Genomic DNA, 16,588 nt, shown 5'->3' on the forward strand with positions numbered 1-16,588 from the left:
AACCCGGTTAAATGCAAAACCACAACCTGATCGCTGCCAACCCGCGAATGGCTCGTGAGCGGGAAGAGATTTCGCCGCCGGTCAGAATTCATCCTTTCAAAGCCCATCTTATTGTCTATCGGATTGAGGAGGATGGAGCAATTTTCGTGATCCGAATACGCTATGGACATGAAGATTGGGTCGGCGATTCCGTTTAGGCCTCGCTGAGCGGACTAATAAGTATCGTTGTGTCAGCGGCATTAAAGCGTGGCTGTGACGTGTGTTAGACTCTCTGACATTGCCTAGATAGGCGTATCCTGTGGATTTCATTGCGCGGAGCGTAGTTCTAATCCCTTCAAGAGCATTCGTTTTCGAAGTCTGTTGGCATTGACGCTTATGTTGCGAGCCGAACGCAAGTGCCAATATTTGGTGTGGAGATTTCCAGGCGCATGCCATGAAGCCTGGCGATTGCGGCTACTAGGCTCAAGCCCAATCCGTTGCCCGGGGAGTGACGGCTTCTCTCGGCTCGGTAAAAGCGCCGCAGCACGGCCTCGGCGTCTTCGGAGCGAATTCCAATGCCTGTATCCTCGACGGCCACGAACACTCCGCGCTCGGTGCCTTCGACGCGGACGGTTGCGCTCCCTCCCGGCGGTGTAAACTTGATCGCGTTGTCAATCAGATTGGCGATTGCTTCAAAGATCAGGCTCGGGTCGCCTGAGATGATCGCTGGCTGCTCCGTCCTCGACACATAGGCAAGAGTGACCGCGCACTCATCGGCTGCAGGCTCGAAGAAATCGACGGCATCGCGTGCGATCTCCTTCAGATCGATATCGACGAAGCCTGATCTGCGCAGGCCATCCTCCACCTCCGAAATACGCAGAAGCGCGCCAAACGTCTTGAGAATGCCGCGTATCTCGTCGAGCGCTTCGTCGATATAGCCATGATATTCGTCAATATTGGTCGCGCGCCGGCGCGCGCGCTCCAGGCTGCCCAGAAGGCGGGTGAGCGGCGTACGCATATCGTGAGCGATATTATCGCAAACGCCCTTCACCTCCTGCATCAGGCGCTCGATTTCGTCGAGCATTTCATTGACCACTTTGGCGAGACGATCGATGTCGCCACCGGCGCGGCCGGTCGGTAGTCGTTGTTTGAGGTCCCCCTTCATGATTTGTGCGGCCGCGTCAGATATGGCGTCGAGCCGACGAACCGCGCCGAAGCCGACGGCGATCGCGCCTGCAAGTCCGAGAATCGCTGTTGTCAATGACGCAAACAGCGTCGCATTTTCGAGACGCTCGCGAAATTCGCGTTGCTCATGCAGACTTTGCGCGACAAGGATGGAGCCGCCATCGGCACGCCGATGCAGCAACCCTCTGTAATGACCTTTTCTTGTCGCGCTGTGGTCGGCGAAATCGAAGGGAGTGTCGAAAATGGATCGTTCGGGATAGGCAAGCGGAATTCCGGCGACTAATTTGCCGTTCTGATCGAAAAGCGAAAAGGGGCGCTCAGTGTTCGTCAAATCCTGGCTTCGGGCGGATAGGCGTGAAACGATCGCGTCCGTGGGCAGGCTCTGAAGCGACTGCATTTCACGCCTCAGCCATTCGTCGCTTCTCTGGTCGAGAAAGCCCTGCATCTGCCAATCGACGAACAGAAACAGCGCGCTTGCCGCCGCGCCGAAGACGAGGAGGAAGGCAAGCGCCAATCGGAAACCGCTTGTCCTGAAAAGTTCAATTAGTCGCATCGAGAACATAGCCTGAGCCACGAAGCGTTCGAATCAAGGGCGTAAGGCCAGGCAGATCCAGCTTCTTGCGAAGTTTACTGATATGGACATCGATGACATTGGTCGCTTCGCCATAGCGATAGTGCCACACTTCTTCAAACATCATCGTACGTGTAACGATTTGGCCTGAATGCCGGGCGAGATATTCAAGCAATTGATACTCCCGCGGCAGAAGATCGATAATGTTGCCGGCCCGGCTGGCGGTATGTGTCAGAAGATTGATTTCAAGATCGGCGACCTTCAGAACCGTCTCCTGAGTCGTATTGGTTCGGCGGCGCATGAGGACATCCAGCCGCGCCGTCAATTCGAGCGCTTCAAACGGCTTTGTCAGATAGTCGTCGCCGCCTGCCTTGAGGCCGCGTACCCTCTCGTCAACCGCTGAAAGCGCGCTCAAAATCAGAACCGGGGTCTGCACCGAAGCTGCCCGTAAAGCAGCCAGCAATCCGAGCCCGTCGAGGGTGCCGGGGAGCATGCGATCCAGCACGATGGCGTCAAATGTGCCGGAAATCGCCTTGACCAGCCCGTCCCGGCCATCGGCCGATTGTGTTACGGCACAGCCGTGGTCCACAAGTGCCGCCTCGATTTCCGACGCCGTCCCCAGGTCGTCCTCGACCACGAGTATCTTCGACACATTTCCTCCAAGAATGCTGACTAGTTTCCGCGCATTATCTAGATAATCAATGTTGAATATTCGTTCGCCTGAACATGAAATCAATTTCATCTTCGCGAGCGCTTGGAACGACGTGCTGTCTTCAACGAGGATTGAATGCGCTTGCTGGTAGTTGAAGATGATGACCGAAGTGCGGCCTATCTGAAGCGCGGCCTCTCCGAATCCGGGCATGTCGTAGATGTCGCAGGCGATGGTGAACTCGGCCTCGTACTTGCAATGGAGCTGATTTACGACGGCCTGGTGGTAGATCGGCTTCTGCCCAAGCTTGACGGCATCGAGCTCGTCAGGCGCCTTCGCGAGATGAAGGTCAATGTGCCGGTGATCATGGTGAGCGCGCTGGCGAGCTCAATGGATCGTGTGGAGGGATTGCGTGCCGGCTGCGACGACTACCTCGCCAAGCCCTTCTTCTTCTCCGAACTCCTTGCCCGCATCGAAGCCATTACGAAGCACTTCGTAACGGAGGGCTGCGAGAACACGCTGGTCGTCGGCGATTTGTCGCTCGATCTTCGGCGGCGAATTGCGCGCAGGAAGGAACGCATCATTGATCTGCAGTTCAGGGAATTCCTCCTTCTGCAGGCTCTTATGCGCAACGCAGGTTCCGTCGTAACCCGTGCGATGCTGCTTGAGGCGGCGTGGGACTACGACTTCGATCCCCGCGGCAATATCGTCGACATGCATGTCCACCGTTTACGCAAGAAGATCGACATGGGCGCAACGACAAGCATGATTATCACGGTTCCAGGCGCCGGGTATCTCATCAAGCCATAATCCGCAGCTTCGGCGTAACATAAAAAATTTTTCATCCTGGCGCGAATTACCAGCCATTTGCGATCCGTCACATTTCTAAGCATCGCGTGACGGGTCTCCGTGTCCCTGCGCAATTAACGCTTTATGGAGTTTTGCAGTGGATCGTTCCCGTGCAGGGTCAAACAGTTCAGCTAGGCCATTTTATCTTCTGGGGATAGGCGCTTTGGCTGTAGCCGGAGCAGTAGCCGGGTATCTCGTCTATTGGCCGGGGGCCGGTCTTAGCAAAACCAAAGCATCGGCATCCGAACGCGCGCCGGTCCCGGTGCAGACCGCGACGGCAGCAATAAAAGATCTGCCTGTCGTGCGCAGTGGTCTCGGTGTGGTTTCCTCGTTGACCGCTGTAGATGTGAAGGTTCGCGTCGACGGCCAGCTCCAGCATATCGCCTTCGCCGAAGGACAGGATGTCAAGGCTGGAGATGTCCTTGCGACGATCGACCCACGTCCCTACGCGGCAGCCGTGGCACAGGCACAGGCGGACTACGACAAGGAACTGGCTCAGCTTGAGCAGGCCAGGATCGACGATGCCCGGGCACAGAAGCTCACGACCACGGGCAGCGGCACGACACAGGCGGCCCAGACAGCGGCCGCGCAAGTCAAGGTCATGGACGCCACGGCCGCATCCGGAAAGGCGGCGCTCGATACTGCGAAACTCAATCTGGAGTTCGCAACCATCACGGCGCCGATCGCCGGCAGAGTAGGCCTGCGCCAGCAGCAGGAGGGAGGTATCCTGCGTACAACCGATGCGACGGGCGTTGTGACCGTCACGCAGATGCGCCCCATCGCCGTCGAATTCACGCTGACACAGGATGATCTTCCCGATCTGGTTGCGGGACAGGCAAAGGGCCAACTGACCGTCTCGGCATATAGTCGCGACGGTGCCAAGCATCTGGCCGACGGAAAACTAAGCGCGATAGACAGCCAGGTGGATTCATCCACCGGCATGGTGAAGCTGAAGGCTGTGTTTGCAAACGACGAGCTGTCACTTTGGCCCGGAGAGTTGGTGACGGCAAACATAACGCTGCGCACCGATCCGAATTCGACGGTCGTGCCATCATCGGCGATACAGAACGGGCAGACAGGTCCGTATGTCTTCGTCGTAAAGCCGGGCAACAAGGTTTCCGCCGCCTCGGTGACCACCGGCATTGCTTACTCGGGCCTCACCGCAGTCACGCAAGGCGTCTCCAGCGGCGAGATTGTCGTCACCTCCGGTCAGTCCCGGCTTGCCGATGGAACCGTTATCTCCACGCAAGGCCCTGACGGTAAGAAGCTGGCCGTCGCCGGCGAGGGGGCAGTCCAATGAACCTTTCACAAATCTTCATCCAGCGTAGGGTCGGAACCTGCCTCCTGGCTGCCGGACTTTTGATCGTCGGCTCTATCGCCTATGGCTTGTTGCCTATCGCATCGCTGCCCCAGGTCGATTTTCCCACGATCCAGATTTCAAGCTCTCTTCCCGGCGCAAGCGCCGAAACAATGGCGACATCGGTTGCCACACCGCTGGAAAATCAACTTTCGACGATCTCGGGCGTATCCCAGATGACGTCGACGAGTTCGTCCGGGCGAACCTCGATTGCGCTGCAATTCGATCTCAACAGGGATATCAATGCCGCCGCGCAGGACGTTCAGGCCGCGATCAGCGCCGCCAGCGGTCAATTGCCCAAGGATCTGCCGGCCGCGCCCGATTTCCACAAGAGCAATCCGGCGGAAGCGACGATCCTGACGCTGGCGCTCACATCCGACCGCATTCCCACGACCGAACTCGATCATTATGCGGAAGACATCATCGCACAGCAGGTTTCGCAGATGAACGGTGTGGGCCTGGTGGATTACCATGGGCCCCAGCGGCCGGCGATCCGCATCCAGCTCGATCCGGACAAGGTTGCGGCGCGAGGGCTGACGCTGGAGGATATTCGAAGCGCCGTCGGCCTTCAGACCGTCAATCAGCCCAAGGGGCAGCTGGCCGGCAATGGACGGACCATCGTTCTCGATGCGACCGACCAGATCATGGACGTTCCGGCATTTCGTTCGATGGTGATCGCCTATAAGAACGGTTCGCCCATTCGCGCAGAAGATCTCGGGACGGTAGTGTCGGCTCCGGAGGACGTCAACCAGGCGGCCTGGCTGCAGGATACGCGGTCGGTGATGCTGGATGTCCATAAAATGGCCGGTTCAAACGTGCTTGATACCATTCAGGGCATCAAGGCGAAGCTGCCACAAATGGAGGCAGGGCTGCCGGCCGGCATCAAGCTGTCGGTTGTCGCCGACAGGTCGGGCATGATCCAGGCCTCGGTCGACGACGTCAAGGTGACGATCCTCATCACCATCGGCCTTGTCGTACTGGTGATCTTCAGTTTTCTGCGAAATCTGTGGGCGACGATCATTCCGGCGGCAACCATTCCGCTGTCCTTGATCGGTACTTTTGCCGTCATGTACATCGCCGGCTACAGCCTCGATAATCTCTCGCTCATGGGATTGACCATCGCCGTCGGATTTGTCGTCGATGACGCCATCGTGGTCATCGAAAATGTGATGCGACATGTCGAAGAGGGAAAGTCCACTATCGAGGCCGCTGTCGAGGGATCGCGAGAGGTGGGCTTTACCATCGTTTCGATGACTGTCTCCCTGGTTGCCGTTTTCATTCCCATCCTGCTGATGAGCGGGATTGTCGGTCGCCTTTTCCGTGAGTTTGCCGTTACGATCAGCGTGGCGATCATGATATCGGGGCTCGTTTCGCTGACGGTCACCCCGATGATGTGCGCCTGGTTGATCAAGCATGATCACGACAAGCCGCACGGTGCGCTCTTCCGCTGGTCGGAGACGTTTTTCGAAAAATGCACGGCGGGGTATGGAAGAGCACTCGACGTCGTCCTTCGCAGCCGCATCATAGTCCTTATCGTTGCGGTCGCCACAATGGCGGTGACGGGCTGGCTTTACGTTTCCATCCAGAAGGGCTTCATCCCGCAACAGGATACGGGATGGGTTCAAGGGCAGGCGCAGGCGGCAACCGACATATCCTTTGCGGACATGTCGACGAAGATGCAGGAACTCGCGCACATCGTCATGGTCGACCCGGCCGTCGACAATGTTGCCTACTGGATCAACCCCAGTCCGTCGGCCAGCGTCGGCCAGCTTCAGATCAATCTGAAGCCGATCGGCACGCGAAGCCCGGCATCGGCAGTGCTGGCTCGTCTGCGAACTGCGACGGCGGGTTTGGAGGGGCTGACGGTCGGTCTGCAGGTTCGCCAGGATGTCCAGATCGGTGGACGGTCTTCCGCGTCGCAGTATCAATACACGCTTCAAGACCCAGATACGGCGGAGCTCGACAAATGGGCGGCGGCGATGACCAAGGTTTTGAAGGGCCTTCCTGAGTTGCAGGACGTGATTTCCGACAAGCAGAAGGCTGCGACCAGCCTCACGCTCGACATCGATCGTTTGACGGCATCCAGGCTCGGTGTCAGCGTTTCCCAGATCGATCAAACGCTTTACGATGCTTTCGGGCAGCGACAGATCGCTACGATGTACACGCAGGTCAGCCAGTACCACGTCGTGATGGAGCTTGCGCCGCAGTTCGCGCTGTCACCCGAGGCGCTGTCGCACCTTTACGTCAAGTCTTCCACCACCGGTAAGCTTGTTCCACTCAGCGTACTCGGATCGCTGAAGACAGGCGTTCTGCCGGTCTCCATAAATCACCAGGGGTCTATCCCGGCAACGACGATCTCCTTCAACCTGAGGCCGGGCAACGCCCTCAGCGACGCGGTGACGGCCATCAAGGCAGCGGAGACGAGCGCGGGCATGCCGGCCACCGTCATCGGCACCTTCCAAGGGACGGCGCAGGCATTCCAGGATTCGCTGCGAAGCCAGCCCTGGCTCATTCTGGCCGCCATCGTCGCGGTCTATATCGTGCTGGGTGTTCTCTATGAAAGCGCCGTTCATCCGCTGACGATCATCTCCACGCTGCCATCTGCGGGACTTGGAGCCTTGCTGGCCCTGAAATTGGCCAACCTGGACCTATCCATCATGGGGATGATCGGCATCATTCTTTTGATCGGCATCGTCAAGAAGAATGCGATCATGATGATCGACTTTGCTCTTGTTGCCGAACGAACGCAGAAGCTGGCGCCGCAAGATGCGATACGACAGGCCTGTATGCTGCGGTTCCGGCCCATCATGATGACGACGCTTGCTGCATTGTTCGGGGCGGTTCCACTGGCATTGGGAACCGGGCCTGGATCCGAATTGCGCGTTCCCCTTGGCATTGCGATCGTCGGTGGCCTGGTCGTCTCGCAAGCACTGACGCTGTTTACGACACCGGTCATCTATCTGGCATTCGATTGGCTGCGAGGACACCGTTCTAAGCAGCCGTCGCATTTGCAGGTCGTGCTCTCTGCGAGGCAACGATAAGTCTGCTGCGAACTCGCCTCCAGTAGTTTCTTCTAACACCACTTTCTTTGCGGACGTTTCTTCAGAGAGCGCTCTGTTGCTGAGGGAAAGGGGGATCGTTGGACTGATCAGTCGCTGCGGATATTGGACGCGCAAGCATGGCTAAGAAATTCGGGAACGAGGGAAATACCCGCGCGACGGAAACAGGCGGCAACTACGACAAGGTCGGACCGACTATTGTCATCGGTGTCGCATTTGATCTAGAGCACGGCCCAGCACAAGCGCATCCGACCGCAATAGTTATTCGTCGCTGAGAAAGGTGCTGCAGGTGGGGCTGTCAATTTTGCAACACCTACCAAGTGCTCTAGTTTTCGAGTTTCTTATGGATGGACAACTATCGGATTGCCGGTGTTATGGGACCGCAAGCTCCGTTTTGGTTGAAAGCGATGCGATTTATAGACTTCCGGCTCTTCTGGACAGTCAGATCGCGCAACCGTTGCCGCGCTGGGTGGGTTGTCGAATCTTACGAGCCCTGGGTCTATGACGCCTTCGATCGGTTCGAGCGGGAGACTGCCGCCAACAAAGCTTCCGCTCTCTTGTGATATCCTGGTGAGCAGTCAGGCCCCATGCGCATGTTCGGGGCAATCGGCGTCTAGAGAATGCTGGTGATAAAGCGATCGATACGCGTTTCAGGCTTGTAGAGGGTTTGGACGAGGATCGCTGCGAAGATCGCCGTCAGCGCGCCGCCCATGACGTCGCTGATGTAATGCGTGCCGATGTAGACGCGTGAAAAGGACACGAGAACTGCTGCCACAAGGAAGAAGAGTCCCCGTTTCGGCAGATTGTGGATCAGGAAAGCCGCGGCAATCGCAAAGCTCGCCGTCGCGTGATCGGATGGGAATGAAGGATCGGTACTGCGCTCGATCAGAAGCCGGGTGATCCCAGCATCATACGGGCGGATGCGATGGTCGAAGAGCAAGATGATCTGGTTGATCCCCAGTCCTATCAGAAAGGTCAATCCAGCGGCGACGAGGACGTGACGTGTATGTGCTCGTTCTGAGCCGCTCCACCATTGGCCGGCGACGGCCAGGATGAGCAGGGGAACACCGATGTTGGAGATAGTGATCAGGACCTGGTCCAGAAGGCCGTTTCCGGCCAAACTGTTGATCCATCCGGTGATGGCAGCGTCGAGTTTGTACATTTGGTCTCCTATCGTCTCGCGATGCGATGCCCGAAATGACTGACACCTACCTGAAGTCTCGAGGGTCGCGTCATGGCACGGGTAGGTATTCAACCTCTCTTGAGACGCTCTCGAAGAGAAACCAGGATCAGACCAGCCATGGAAGGATGAAGATATCCAGGCAAGCACGTTGCGAGCGAGCTCATCCCGGAGTGCCATCCGTAGCGCCTTACATTCGGTTGACAAGACGCTCAGTGGTCATTCCGAAACAACGGCGCTTGGCGCGGCAGAGAAGAAACTATCCTCACGATTTGAACTTGCCGTTTGGAGGGCACGCGCCCGGTTCAATCGTACTGGCCGAAATACTCCTGCAAATTCTGCAGGCTCTCGTCCATTGCGTATGTTTTCGACAAATAGGGGATGCCAATATGGCCATAGGTGATGGAAAGCTGCTCTGCGGCCGCCTTCGCACTCATGCCAGCAATTTTTTGGCTGTATATGACGGCGACAAGACCGGTTCTGTCAGCGCCTGCCTGACAGTGGATGAGGATGGGCTTTGGCGCAGAGCGCAGAATATCGACCAATTGATCGGCCCTGTCGGGCGTCATTATTTTCCGCGCTGACATTTTGAAGTCGATATGTTCGACTCCCAGGCGCTGCGCCGTTTTGACCTCCTGATTGTACCAATCATGTTTGAGGTTCTCGCCACGCAGATTGACGATCGAGCGAATGCCGTTCTCACGCACGTAAGTCTCGATCTGTGTCGGCGAAAGTTGAGCGGAGCGATAGAGCTCACCGGGGATGACGGCATGAAAATTGCCGTTCCACTGCAGCACGGCGAGATGGATACCGAACGCCGCGGCCGGAGCAGCCAGCATTGCGGTCAGAAGACCGGTTAGTTTCGCTTTGCGTGATCGTAGCCACTGCCATCTTGGAATCACTTTCGTTGTCGACTTGACAGCGGGATATTCCGGCGGTGAGAGAGCCGTGCCGATCGCATCCTTCGGATGGTTCCCAAGAGCAGTCGCCGAGGATGCCGAGGATGTTGGACAGCCGGAGCTGACGACCGTTCTGATGCGATTGGTCAGTTCGCCAAGGCCGAATGGCTTGATCAGATAGTCAGCCGCGGCGAGTTGGTGGCTCTTCTGTCTGTCATCGATGTGATTGCCGGCGGAGATAATGATCGCGGATGTCACGAATGAACGTGTCCGCAAATACTTCAGCAGCTCCAGCCCGCAGCCGTCAGGCAGGCCTGGATCTAGAAGGATTAACGAATAGGAGGCCGTGTCCACTGCATGCATAGCCGCGTGGAGATCGCCCACCCAGTCGATGTCCCAGCCTTCGGCCGCGACATGATCGCGCAAGGCATCTCCTAAGATCGCATCGTCCTCGATCAATAGTATTCGCACGTCGACCCCCGGCTAGCAGATCTGTGTGATTCGTGCCGCTTACAGCTGACATTCACCTGAACTAAAGATTTAATTATGCTATTCTAAAGTAACCAAAAGCTTACTTTTATAAGCGCTGAGCCGGACACGGCATAGGGGGCGGCGTTACCGTGAGCCGCCGGCAGGCGTGGCTCTCCGCCCATGCGGGTCTGGCCTATTCGGATGGCGATTAGCGTCCGGCGACCGCGCCAAAAAACTTTTGACAGTATTCTTTCCGATTCCGCCAATGGCATGCGTCCTGCCGGAGCGCGCCTTGTGGCGGCTGGATCTCCTCGGACCATGGCAGCACCAACAGCCTGCAATCCAGTAACAATGGGCTTATGTCAAAGTGGGCCTAGACGTTCTGTTTTGCGACAGCGACAAATATTCCAATGGCCTCATATAGGCTGTTGTCGTTACTCCATTTGACCTATCCCACGCCCATTTGCCGAATTGAGGCGAGGCATCGGCAATCTTAAAACCCATGTATGCAAAAGCTCTCGATCAACATGGCCCACAACTTTCTGCTGATCGCCGGGTTTCTGGCGGTGGTCGCGCTGGTCATGAACGTCCCACATGTCCACTCGGGGAAAGGTCATCATGAACTGACGTGGGGAGCGCCGCCAGCTGCGTCGACGGGTATTTCACGCGAGTGTGCCGGGAGCTATGGTGATGAAACGAAGCAGACGCGACACCCGCTTTACCTTTGTAAACGTTGCACTGCCGTTCATTCAATATTTGACGTCATTTGTCCGACCCTCTTCTTTTCATTCCTTTGGACTGGGCAGATGTATTTCGTGTTGCAGCGGCCACCGCTGTCTCCTGCCGATTCCCGACGCTTCCATCATCCTCCGTAGAGCGACTTCACGCGCGACACTTTGCGCTTGATTGGGCGGTGCTTCTTGTTTCCTGCGTGAACCAGGAAGCCGGCCCCGCACATTCGAAAATGGCGCAGCTCAGCTTCTCCGTTCCCGCCTGATTTACGTCGGCGACTGGTCTCTCGAGGAAAAGAGGAAAGTCAATGCCACGTTCGAAGGAGTTTTTGATGTCCACTATCATGACAGGTTCCAATTCTCTCCGTCAGACCCCCATTCGCCTTTGCCGCGCGCTGTGGGAGATCATTCCCAGTTCTGTCCGGCGGACACCACCCATGTTCCGCGTCGGGCGATATATCTATCGCAACTTCACCCGGTATACCGGGCGGTTCCAATCCCACTATACGCAATTTATGCGCAATCCGCCGCTATTGTCCCTGATCGGAACGCTCGCATCCCAGTATCCGCGCGACAGCAGACTCAAGATCGCGTCGATTGGCTGCAGCACCGGAGCGGAGTTGTATTCCGTACTTTATACGATCAGGAGCCTGAGGAACGACCTGCGCGTTGAAGCGTACGGAGCAGACATAGCCGATGTCGTAGTCGATGCGGCAAGGCGAGGCGTCTACCACCCGGACGTCCCGGCGGCTGAAGGAAGCTTATACGCCGCGGGCAGGGCTGAAATCGCAAGCGTCGACGTATCGTCGCTTCTCGGCATTCTGCAACCTCTTCCGGATGGATCGATGCAGGTGAGAGACTGGCTAAGGCAAGGTATCAGCTGGGTGACAGCGGATGCGACCGATGACCAGCTGCTGGAACTTCTCGGTCGACAGGATTTTCTGCTGGCAAATAATTTCATGGGACCAATGGAAGACGATGTAGCGGAGCGATGCCTCCGCAACATCACAAGGCTGGTCACGGCAGGCGGATATCTGGTCGTCGATGGAATCGATCTCGACGTTAAAACGAGGGTATTGAAGTCATCCGGATTTCGGCCCGTGCTGACGAACCAGGAAGAAATTTGGACCTGGGAGGGCCTGAAAGCCGGTTGGCCCTGGCTTCGTTGGGCGCGAGAGCCCATCGACCGCAGCGAGGTGGACTGGGATCTGCGATATTCGGTCATCTTCCGTCTTGAAGTCCGGTAATCCGTGAATATACGCCGGCCGCCAACGCTCGCCTTCGCGCGATCCGCGGCCGGTTCTTCCTTGATGGAACGTAGCCAATGCTTTTCCCGATCGAAAACGCGCAATCGCAGAGACATCCGGATCAGTCCCGCGCGGATGGAACGGCGCAACGGCGGCTCATGCCGATGATCGTCACTGGCGGAGTTTGGATCGTCGCAGCGAAGATCGTTTCGCAGCTCTCGCAAATCGCGACGTTCTTCGTCGCAGTACGAGTGCTGAGCCCAGCCGAATTCGGGTTGTTCGCGTTCGTTTCCGCCATTGCGATGCTGCTGGTGGTGGTGGCGGAAGGCGGCTGGGCGGAGTTCCTGATGAAAGCGCGGCATGAGGACGACTGCTTCGATGAGGTCGCCACGACCTCGCTTCTCAGTGGTGCCCTCTTCACCGCCCTCGGCGTGGCCGCCGCCGCCATCTTTTACGCGCTCACGAGAGATGAGATGCGGAGCCTGCTTCTTGCCTTGTTCAGTTGCTGGATGTTGCCCGCAGCGCTGACCGCGGCTTTTGATGGCCTGCTCGTGGCCGGCGGACGCTTACGGCAGCGCGCGATCGTCAGAGTGATGGGCGAGGTCTCGGGCTTGATCACCGCTGTGGTGCTGCTGCGGCTGTATGGGCATGCATCGGCACTGGCAGCAGCCAAAATAGTATGCCAGCTCATTCTGCTGATCGGATCGATACGTGCCACCAAGCGGCTGCCGCGGTTGCGCCTGACGAGGCCCATGTTTGCCGAGATCGCAACATTCTCGCGCCAGATCGTCGGAAATCGTCTGATCGTTTTTCTCGGCTCCTATTCGGGTACACTGGTCGTGGGAAGTTTTCTTGGAGTGGCGGATGCAGGATTCTACCGTGCGGCCGAACGTGTTGTTGCGGTTGTTTCGGAACTGTTGGGCGAGCCGGCACGATCGTTGAGTTGGGTGGTGTTTCGGCGCGCCCATCTGCATCCCGACGCGCCGGCGCGATCGGTCGGCTCCGCGGGTGTCAGATTCCTTGTTCTCCTCCTCGCCATTGCCGCGCCCATGTATCTCGGACTGGCGCAGCTGGCGGAGTCCGCCGTGCATCTGGTGCTTGGCGAGGTCTGGCTGCCGGCAGCTTCGATAGTCCCCTTTCTTTGTCTGCGGCAACTGCTGCTTTCGCCCGGATATATCAACGAGGCGTCGCTGTCTGTGGTTGGAGCGATCCGATACCGGCTGCCTGTCACTCTGTTGAACGTCTCCGTCTCGCTGGCTGTCATCGTTTTGGTTGCGCGGTTCGGGCTAAAGGAGCTGGCAATCGCCCAATGCTTCACGGCGGCATTTGCGCTGGCGACTTGCATCGGTTTGCAGACCAAGATCGCGAATGTAAATTGGCTGACGATTTCGAAAGGTGTCATCGTACTGATCCTGCCGCCGAGCCTGATAATGACCGCAACAGTGATACTGATCCGACAGAATTTCGCCCAGGATTTTTCTTGGCGGGTCGTTGTTTTCCTTCAGATCACTACAGGGGCGCTGATGTACGCCTCCGTGCTGATCGGTTTGCTTGGACTAAGCAGATGGTTGCGCTGGTTTAGGCTGGAGTGAAAGCGTCAGGCAGAGCTGAAGGATATCGATTGCCATGTCGCAGCTGTAAAGGTACGGTCAGCCCTTACCTTTCGTAACAGGTGAAGTTGCACGATCCTAGCCCTCGACGAATTGCGGTTAGCTCGTCGAGGCCGGCACAGGAAAGCAGGTGAGAGGATGCTCGCGGACGAGATTAAGATCCGTTTGGTCTCTTCTCTGGACCGAAAGGCTGGCAGATCATGCCACATACCGTTGGCTATCGTGTTTATTGCTCACACCTCAGCCCCGATTTTGCTCCGAACAGCCGAAAAGCGTAGGCAGGCGCGCAGCCCCGGTTTGTTGTCATCAAGCAGGGTGGAGGCGCCATGAAGGTCTGCAATAGCTTTCACGAGACTGAGCCCTAGCCCGTTGCCCGGCGTCGTTCGGCTTTTGTCCAGGCGATAAAGCCGCCTGAACACCAGCTCGCGTTCTTCGTCGGGAATACCGACGCCGTTATCGGCCACGCAGGCGCGATAATATTGCTCCTCAGGCATCAGCGACAGGGTAATGGTCGTACCGGGTGGGCAATGGGTGATGGCGTTTTCGACAAGATTGACGAAGAGCTGGGTGAGCAATTCCCAGTCGCCGTTTATCGTACATGGGCCGTGTGCTAATGGTACCAATGTCAGGCTTTGCCCGCTGTCTTCCGCGACGTTGGTATAGATTTCTCCGACCGCGGTCATGACGGCCCACAAATCGACCGGTTTGAAACGCGACTTTCGTGCGCCTGCTTCAATTTGCGAAATGCGAAGCAGGGCTTCGAAGGTTGCGTTGATCCGGGCTATTTCATCGCTGGCGTCAAGAAGCAGATCTGTCGCATCTTTCGACCGCTCCAGTCGCTGCAGCGCCTGTTCGATCGTCAATCCAAGCCGATTGAGAGGCGTCTTCAGATCGTGTGCGATATCGGTACTGACCTGCCGCATGCCTTCGACGAGCGCGGAGAGCCGGGCAAAAGCGTGGTTCATAAGTGTGGAGACGACATCGATATCGTCGCCATTGCCGCGGGTCGGAATTCGCCGAGCCAGATTCCCCGCCGAGACGTCGATCAGAGTTCGCTCGATCGCTTCCAAGCGGCGCTGCGTGCGCGTCGCAACCACGGTTCCACCCAGGACGATTGTCGCGATGATGATGACCGAGGCCCAGGCGAAGCTCATCAAAGCAATCTGCTCGATCCGGTCTGTTTCACGGTAGCTCTGGCCGACGACCAGGCTGTTGCCACCGACATTGCCGGCGACAAGACGCAGCGGATCGTCATCATCAAGTCCGAACAGGGTTGCAGGAACGGTCGCAAGTCCGGGTTTCACTGTTGCGGCGCGAACATTTCCGGCGAGCTTTTCTCCCTTGCTGTCGAGCAAGAGAAAGATCTGGTCTTCCGGGCGCTTGAGGATCGAATAGGTGTTCACCGCCGCGATGAGATCCTCCAGGTCGTTCGAGGAATAGGTCGAGGCCACGACCGAATAGGTATCCTTGATGGACACGTCGAGCGATCTCGCCAACTCGCGCGTCATCAGGCCATAGGCGAAGAAGCCGGCGATGAGGAAGGCGACGATGAAGAAGAGCCCGAAGGATATCGCCAGTCTGAACGGCGTGCTGCGTAGCAATCTATCGCGGTGCATGTATGCAATAGCCAGTGTTGCGAACTGTGTGGAGGAGGGGAACATCGAACGGCTTGTCGATCTTCGCGCGCAGCCGGCTGATATGGGTCTCCACAACGCTCGTCTTCGGATCGAAGTGAAAATCCCACACGCTTTCCAAAAGCATGGTGCGCGTCAGCACGCGGCCTTCGCCGCGCATGAGTGCCTCCAGCAAGGTGAATTCCCGCGGCTGCAGATCGATGGCAACCCCACGCCTATGCACCTGGCGCTTCACGATATCGAGTTCAAGATCGGCAATCTTGAGCACGGTCTTCCGGTCCTGGACCGGCGGCCGGCGTGCCAGGGCATTGACGCGCGCCAGAAGCTCGGAGAAGGCAAATGGCTTGGTCAGATAGTCGTCTCCGCCGGCTTCGAGCCCCTCGACCCTGTCGTCAATGCCGCTGACCGACGTCAGGAACATTGCCGGCGTTTTGACCTTTGCCGCTCTCGCAGCCTTCACCAGGGACAGGCCATCGAGCCCTGGAAGCATCCGATCGACGACCAGCACATCATATGGTTCCCTGGTGATCTGAAAGAGCGCATCAGTGCCGTCTGAGAGGATGTCACAGATATGGCCGGCCTCATTCAGTCCGCGAGAGATGTATTCCGCGGTCTTCTGATCATCTTCCACCACTAGGATCTTCATGCCCGTCCAGGCTCCATCAATGCGCGACACGATTGCTGCCTAGACATGCCTCAAGAAGGTGTCTGCAACCTGAACGGCTTCTTACAAATGCGTAAGGATGAGCGCATCGGCATTTCTTACGAAACGGTATTGTTGGAGCAAAGGCTCCGTAAAGGTGGGCACATAGAACATCGGGCGTCGGTCGCATCTGTGGTGTGGCCAACGATCAACCATCAACCATGCGGCAGTCCGGCCGCCTATCGGAGCCCCCCATGACCGAGCGCAATGTTTTCCGCCTCCTGAATGCCGCCCTTTTTTCCTGTCTGGTCACACTTCCCGTTGCCGGTTACGCGGCCGCTGCCCGCCCATGCGAAGATGTGCTCAAGGAGATGCGCACCGCGAAAGCATCAGCAAATTTGGCTCCCGATGCCAAATCGAAGGTCGATGCACTGGAGGTGAAGGCTGTCGAGCGCTGTAATGCAGACGATGACAAGCGCGCCGATGCCTTTCTGCAAGAGGCAATGACGCTGATGGGCAAGTAA

13 protein-coding genes and 1 pseudogene are annotated in these 16,588 nt (G+C 57.5%); 8 read left to right on the forward strand and 6 right to left on the reverse strand.

Features of this window, described 5'->3' with window-relative positions; all coding sequences use genetic code 11:
- Positions 1–23: 23 nt before the first annotated feature.
- Positions 24–197 (forward strand): annotated as a pseudogene (locus GA0061103_RS16635) (type II toxin-antitoxin system RelE/ParE family toxin); the annotation flags it as partial.
- 176 nt (positions 198–373) lie between these two features.
- Here the strand turns inward: GA0061103_RS16635 and GA0061103_RS16640 are convergent.
- Positions 374–1,717, reverse strand: coding sequence for a sensor histidine kinase (locus tag GA0061103_RS16640; protein ID WP_245304768.1), 1,344 nt, complete (start codon positions 1,715–1,717; stop codon positions 374–376).
- Positions 1,704–2,387: a response regulator transcription factor gene (locus GA0061103_RS16645; protein ID WP_092712988.1), complete on the reverse strand. Its 684-nt coding sequence runs from the start codon at positions 2,385–2,387 to the stop codon at positions 1,704–1,706. The genes GA0061103_RS16640 and GA0061103_RS16645 overlap by 14 nt, the downstream gene beginning before the upstream one ends.
- Before the next feature lie 135 nt (positions 2,388–2,522).
- Between GA0061103_RS16645 and GA0061103_RS16650 the strand changes: the two genes are divergently transcribed.
- The 4 genes from GA0061103_RS16650 (at position 2,523) to GA0061103_RS35055 (ending at position 7,924) form a co-directional block, all read left to right on the forward strand.
- Positions 2,523–3,194 carry a response regulator transcription factor gene (locus GA0061103_RS16650; protein ID WP_092712990.1) on the forward strand — a complete coding sequence of 224 codons (672 nt, stop codon included), beginning with the start codon at positions 2,523–2,525 and terminating at the stop codon, positions 3,192–3,194.
- 202 nt (positions 3,195–3,396) lie between these two features.
- Complete coding sequence (locus GA0061103_RS16655; protein ID WP_245304769.1) at positions 3,397–4,533, forward strand: efflux RND transporter periplasmic adaptor subunit; 1,137 nt, start codon at positions 3,397–3,399, stop codon at positions 4,531–4,533.
- The gene (locus GA0061103_RS16660; protein ID WP_092712994.1) at positions 4,530–7,631 is read left to right on the forward strand and encodes an efflux RND transporter permease subunit; all 3,102 of its coding nucleotides are present in this window, start codon (positions 4,530–4,532) and stop codon (positions 7,629–7,631) included. The genes GA0061103_RS16655 and GA0061103_RS16660 overlap by 4 nt, the downstream gene beginning before the upstream one ends.
- Before the next feature lie 137 nt (positions 7,632–7,768).
- On the forward strand, positions 7,769–7,924 hold the full coding sequence (locus tag GA0061103_RS35055; RefSeq protein ID WP_162747627.1) for a hypothetical protein: 156 nt from the start codon (positions 7,769–7,771) through the stop codon (positions 7,922–7,924).
- Between the two features lie 338 nt (positions 7,925–8,262).
- On the opposite strand, the gene GA0061103_RS16670 is transcribed toward GA0061103_RS35055, so the two are convergent.
- Complete coding sequence (locus GA0061103_RS16670; protein ID WP_092712997.1) at positions 8,263–8,811, reverse strand: phosphatase PAP2 family protein; 549 nt, start codon at positions 8,809–8,811, stop codon at positions 8,263–8,265.
- A gap of 323 nt (positions 8,812–9,134) precedes the next feature.
- On the reverse strand, positions 9,135–10,199 hold the full coding sequence (locus GA0061103_RS35615) for a response regulator (RefSeq protein ID WP_092712999.1): 1,065 nt from the start codon (positions 10,197–10,199) through the stop codon (positions 9,135–9,137).
- 1,063 nt (positions 10,200–11,262) lie between these two features.
- Here GA0061103_RS35615 and GA0061103_RS16680 point away from each other — a divergent pair.
- Both GA0061103_RS16680 and GA0061103_RS16685 read left to right on the forward strand, forming a co-directional pair.
- Positions 11,263–12,177, forward strand: a complete 915-nt coding sequence (locus tag GA0061103_RS16680) for a CheR family methyltransferase (protein WP_245304770.1) — start codon at positions 11,263–11,265, stop codon at positions 12,175–12,177.
- Positions 12,178–12,254: 77 nt separating this feature from the next.
- Entirely contained in the window at positions 12,255–13,769 is a 1,515-nt protein-coding gene (locus tag GA0061103_RS16685) for an oligosaccharide flippase family protein (protein WP_092713002.1), read from the forward strand.
- A 251-nt stretch (positions 13,770–14,020) separates the two neighbouring features.
- Here the strand turns inward: GA0061103_RS16685 and GA0061103_RS16690 are convergent, their stop codons facing one another.
- Together GA0061103_RS16690 and GA0061103_RS16695 are read right to left on the reverse strand one after the other, a co-directional pair.
- Entirely contained in the window at positions 14,021–15,403 is a 1,383-nt protein-coding gene (locus GA0061103_RS16690) for a sensor histidine kinase (protein WP_092713004.1), read from the reverse strand.
- The gene (locus GA0061103_RS16695) at positions 15,390–16,067 is read right to left on the reverse strand and encodes a winged helix-turn-helix domain-containing protein (RefSeq protein WP_092713006.1); all 678 of its coding nucleotides are present in this window, start codon (positions 16,065–16,067) and stop codon (positions 15,390–15,392) included. The genes GA0061103_RS16690 and GA0061103_RS16695 overlap by 14 nt, the downstream gene beginning before the upstream one ends.
- A 251-nt stretch (positions 16,068–16,318) precedes the next feature.
- Here GA0061103_RS16695 and GA0061103_RS16700 point away from each other — a divergent pair, with 251 nt between their 5' ends.
- A complete protein-coding gene (locus GA0061103_RS16700; RefSeq protein WP_092713008.1) occupies positions 16,319–16,588 on the forward strand; it encodes a hypothetical protein in 270 nt (89 codons plus the stop codon).

The organism is Martinezella multihospitum (genome assembly GCF_900094585.1).
In the GTDB taxonomy this organism is placed as follows: Bacteria; Pseudomonadota; Alphaproteobacteria; order Rhizobiales; family Rhizobiaceae; genus Rhizobium; species Rhizobium multihospitium.

What these genes read in the sequence shown, in the direction of transcription:
- GA0061103_RS16640 (WP_245304768.1), bottom strand. Translation starts at nt 1,717, where the DNA reads ATGCGACTAATTGAACTTTTCAGGACAAGCGGTTTCCGATTGGCGCTT.
- GA0061103_RS16650 (WP_092712990.1), top strand. Translation starts at nt 2,523, where the DNA reads ATGCGCTTGCTGGTAGTTGAAGATGATGACCGAAGTGCGGCCTATCTG.
- GA0061103_RS16660 (WP_092712994.1), top strand. Translation starts at nt 4,530, where the DNA reads ATGAACCTTTCACAAATCTTCATCCAGCGTAGGGTCGGAACCTGCCTC.
- GA0061103_RS35055 (WP_162747627.1), top strand. Translation starts at nt 7,769, where the DNA reads ATGGCTAAGAAATTCGGGAACGAGGGAAATACCCGCGCGACGGAAACA.
- GA0061103_RS16670 (WP_092712997.1), bottom strand. Translation starts at nt 8,811, where the DNA reads ATGTACAAACTCGACGCTGCCATCACCGGATGGATCAACAGTTTGGCC.
- GA0061103_RS16680 (WP_245304770.1), top strand. Translation starts at nt 11,263, where the DNA reads ATGTCCACTATCATGACAGGTTCCAATTCTCTCCGTCAGACCCCCATT.
- GA0061103_RS16685 (WP_092713002.1), top strand. Translation starts at nt 12,255, where the DNA reads ATGCTTTTCCCGATCGAAAACGCGCAATCGCAGAGACATCCGGATCAG.
- GA0061103_RS16690 (WP_092713004.1), bottom strand. Translation starts at nt 15,403, where the DNA reads ATGCACCGCGATAGATTGCTACGCAGCACGCCGTTCAGACTGGCGATA.
- GA0061103_RS16695 (WP_092713006.1), bottom strand. Translation starts at nt 16,067, where the DNA reads ATGAAGATCCTAGTGGTGGAAGATGATCAGAAGACCGCGGAATACATC.
- GA0061103_RS16700 (WP_092713008.1), top strand. Translation starts at nt 16,319, where the DNA reads ATGACCGAGCGCAATGTTTTCCGCCTCCTGAATGCCGCCCTTTTTTCC.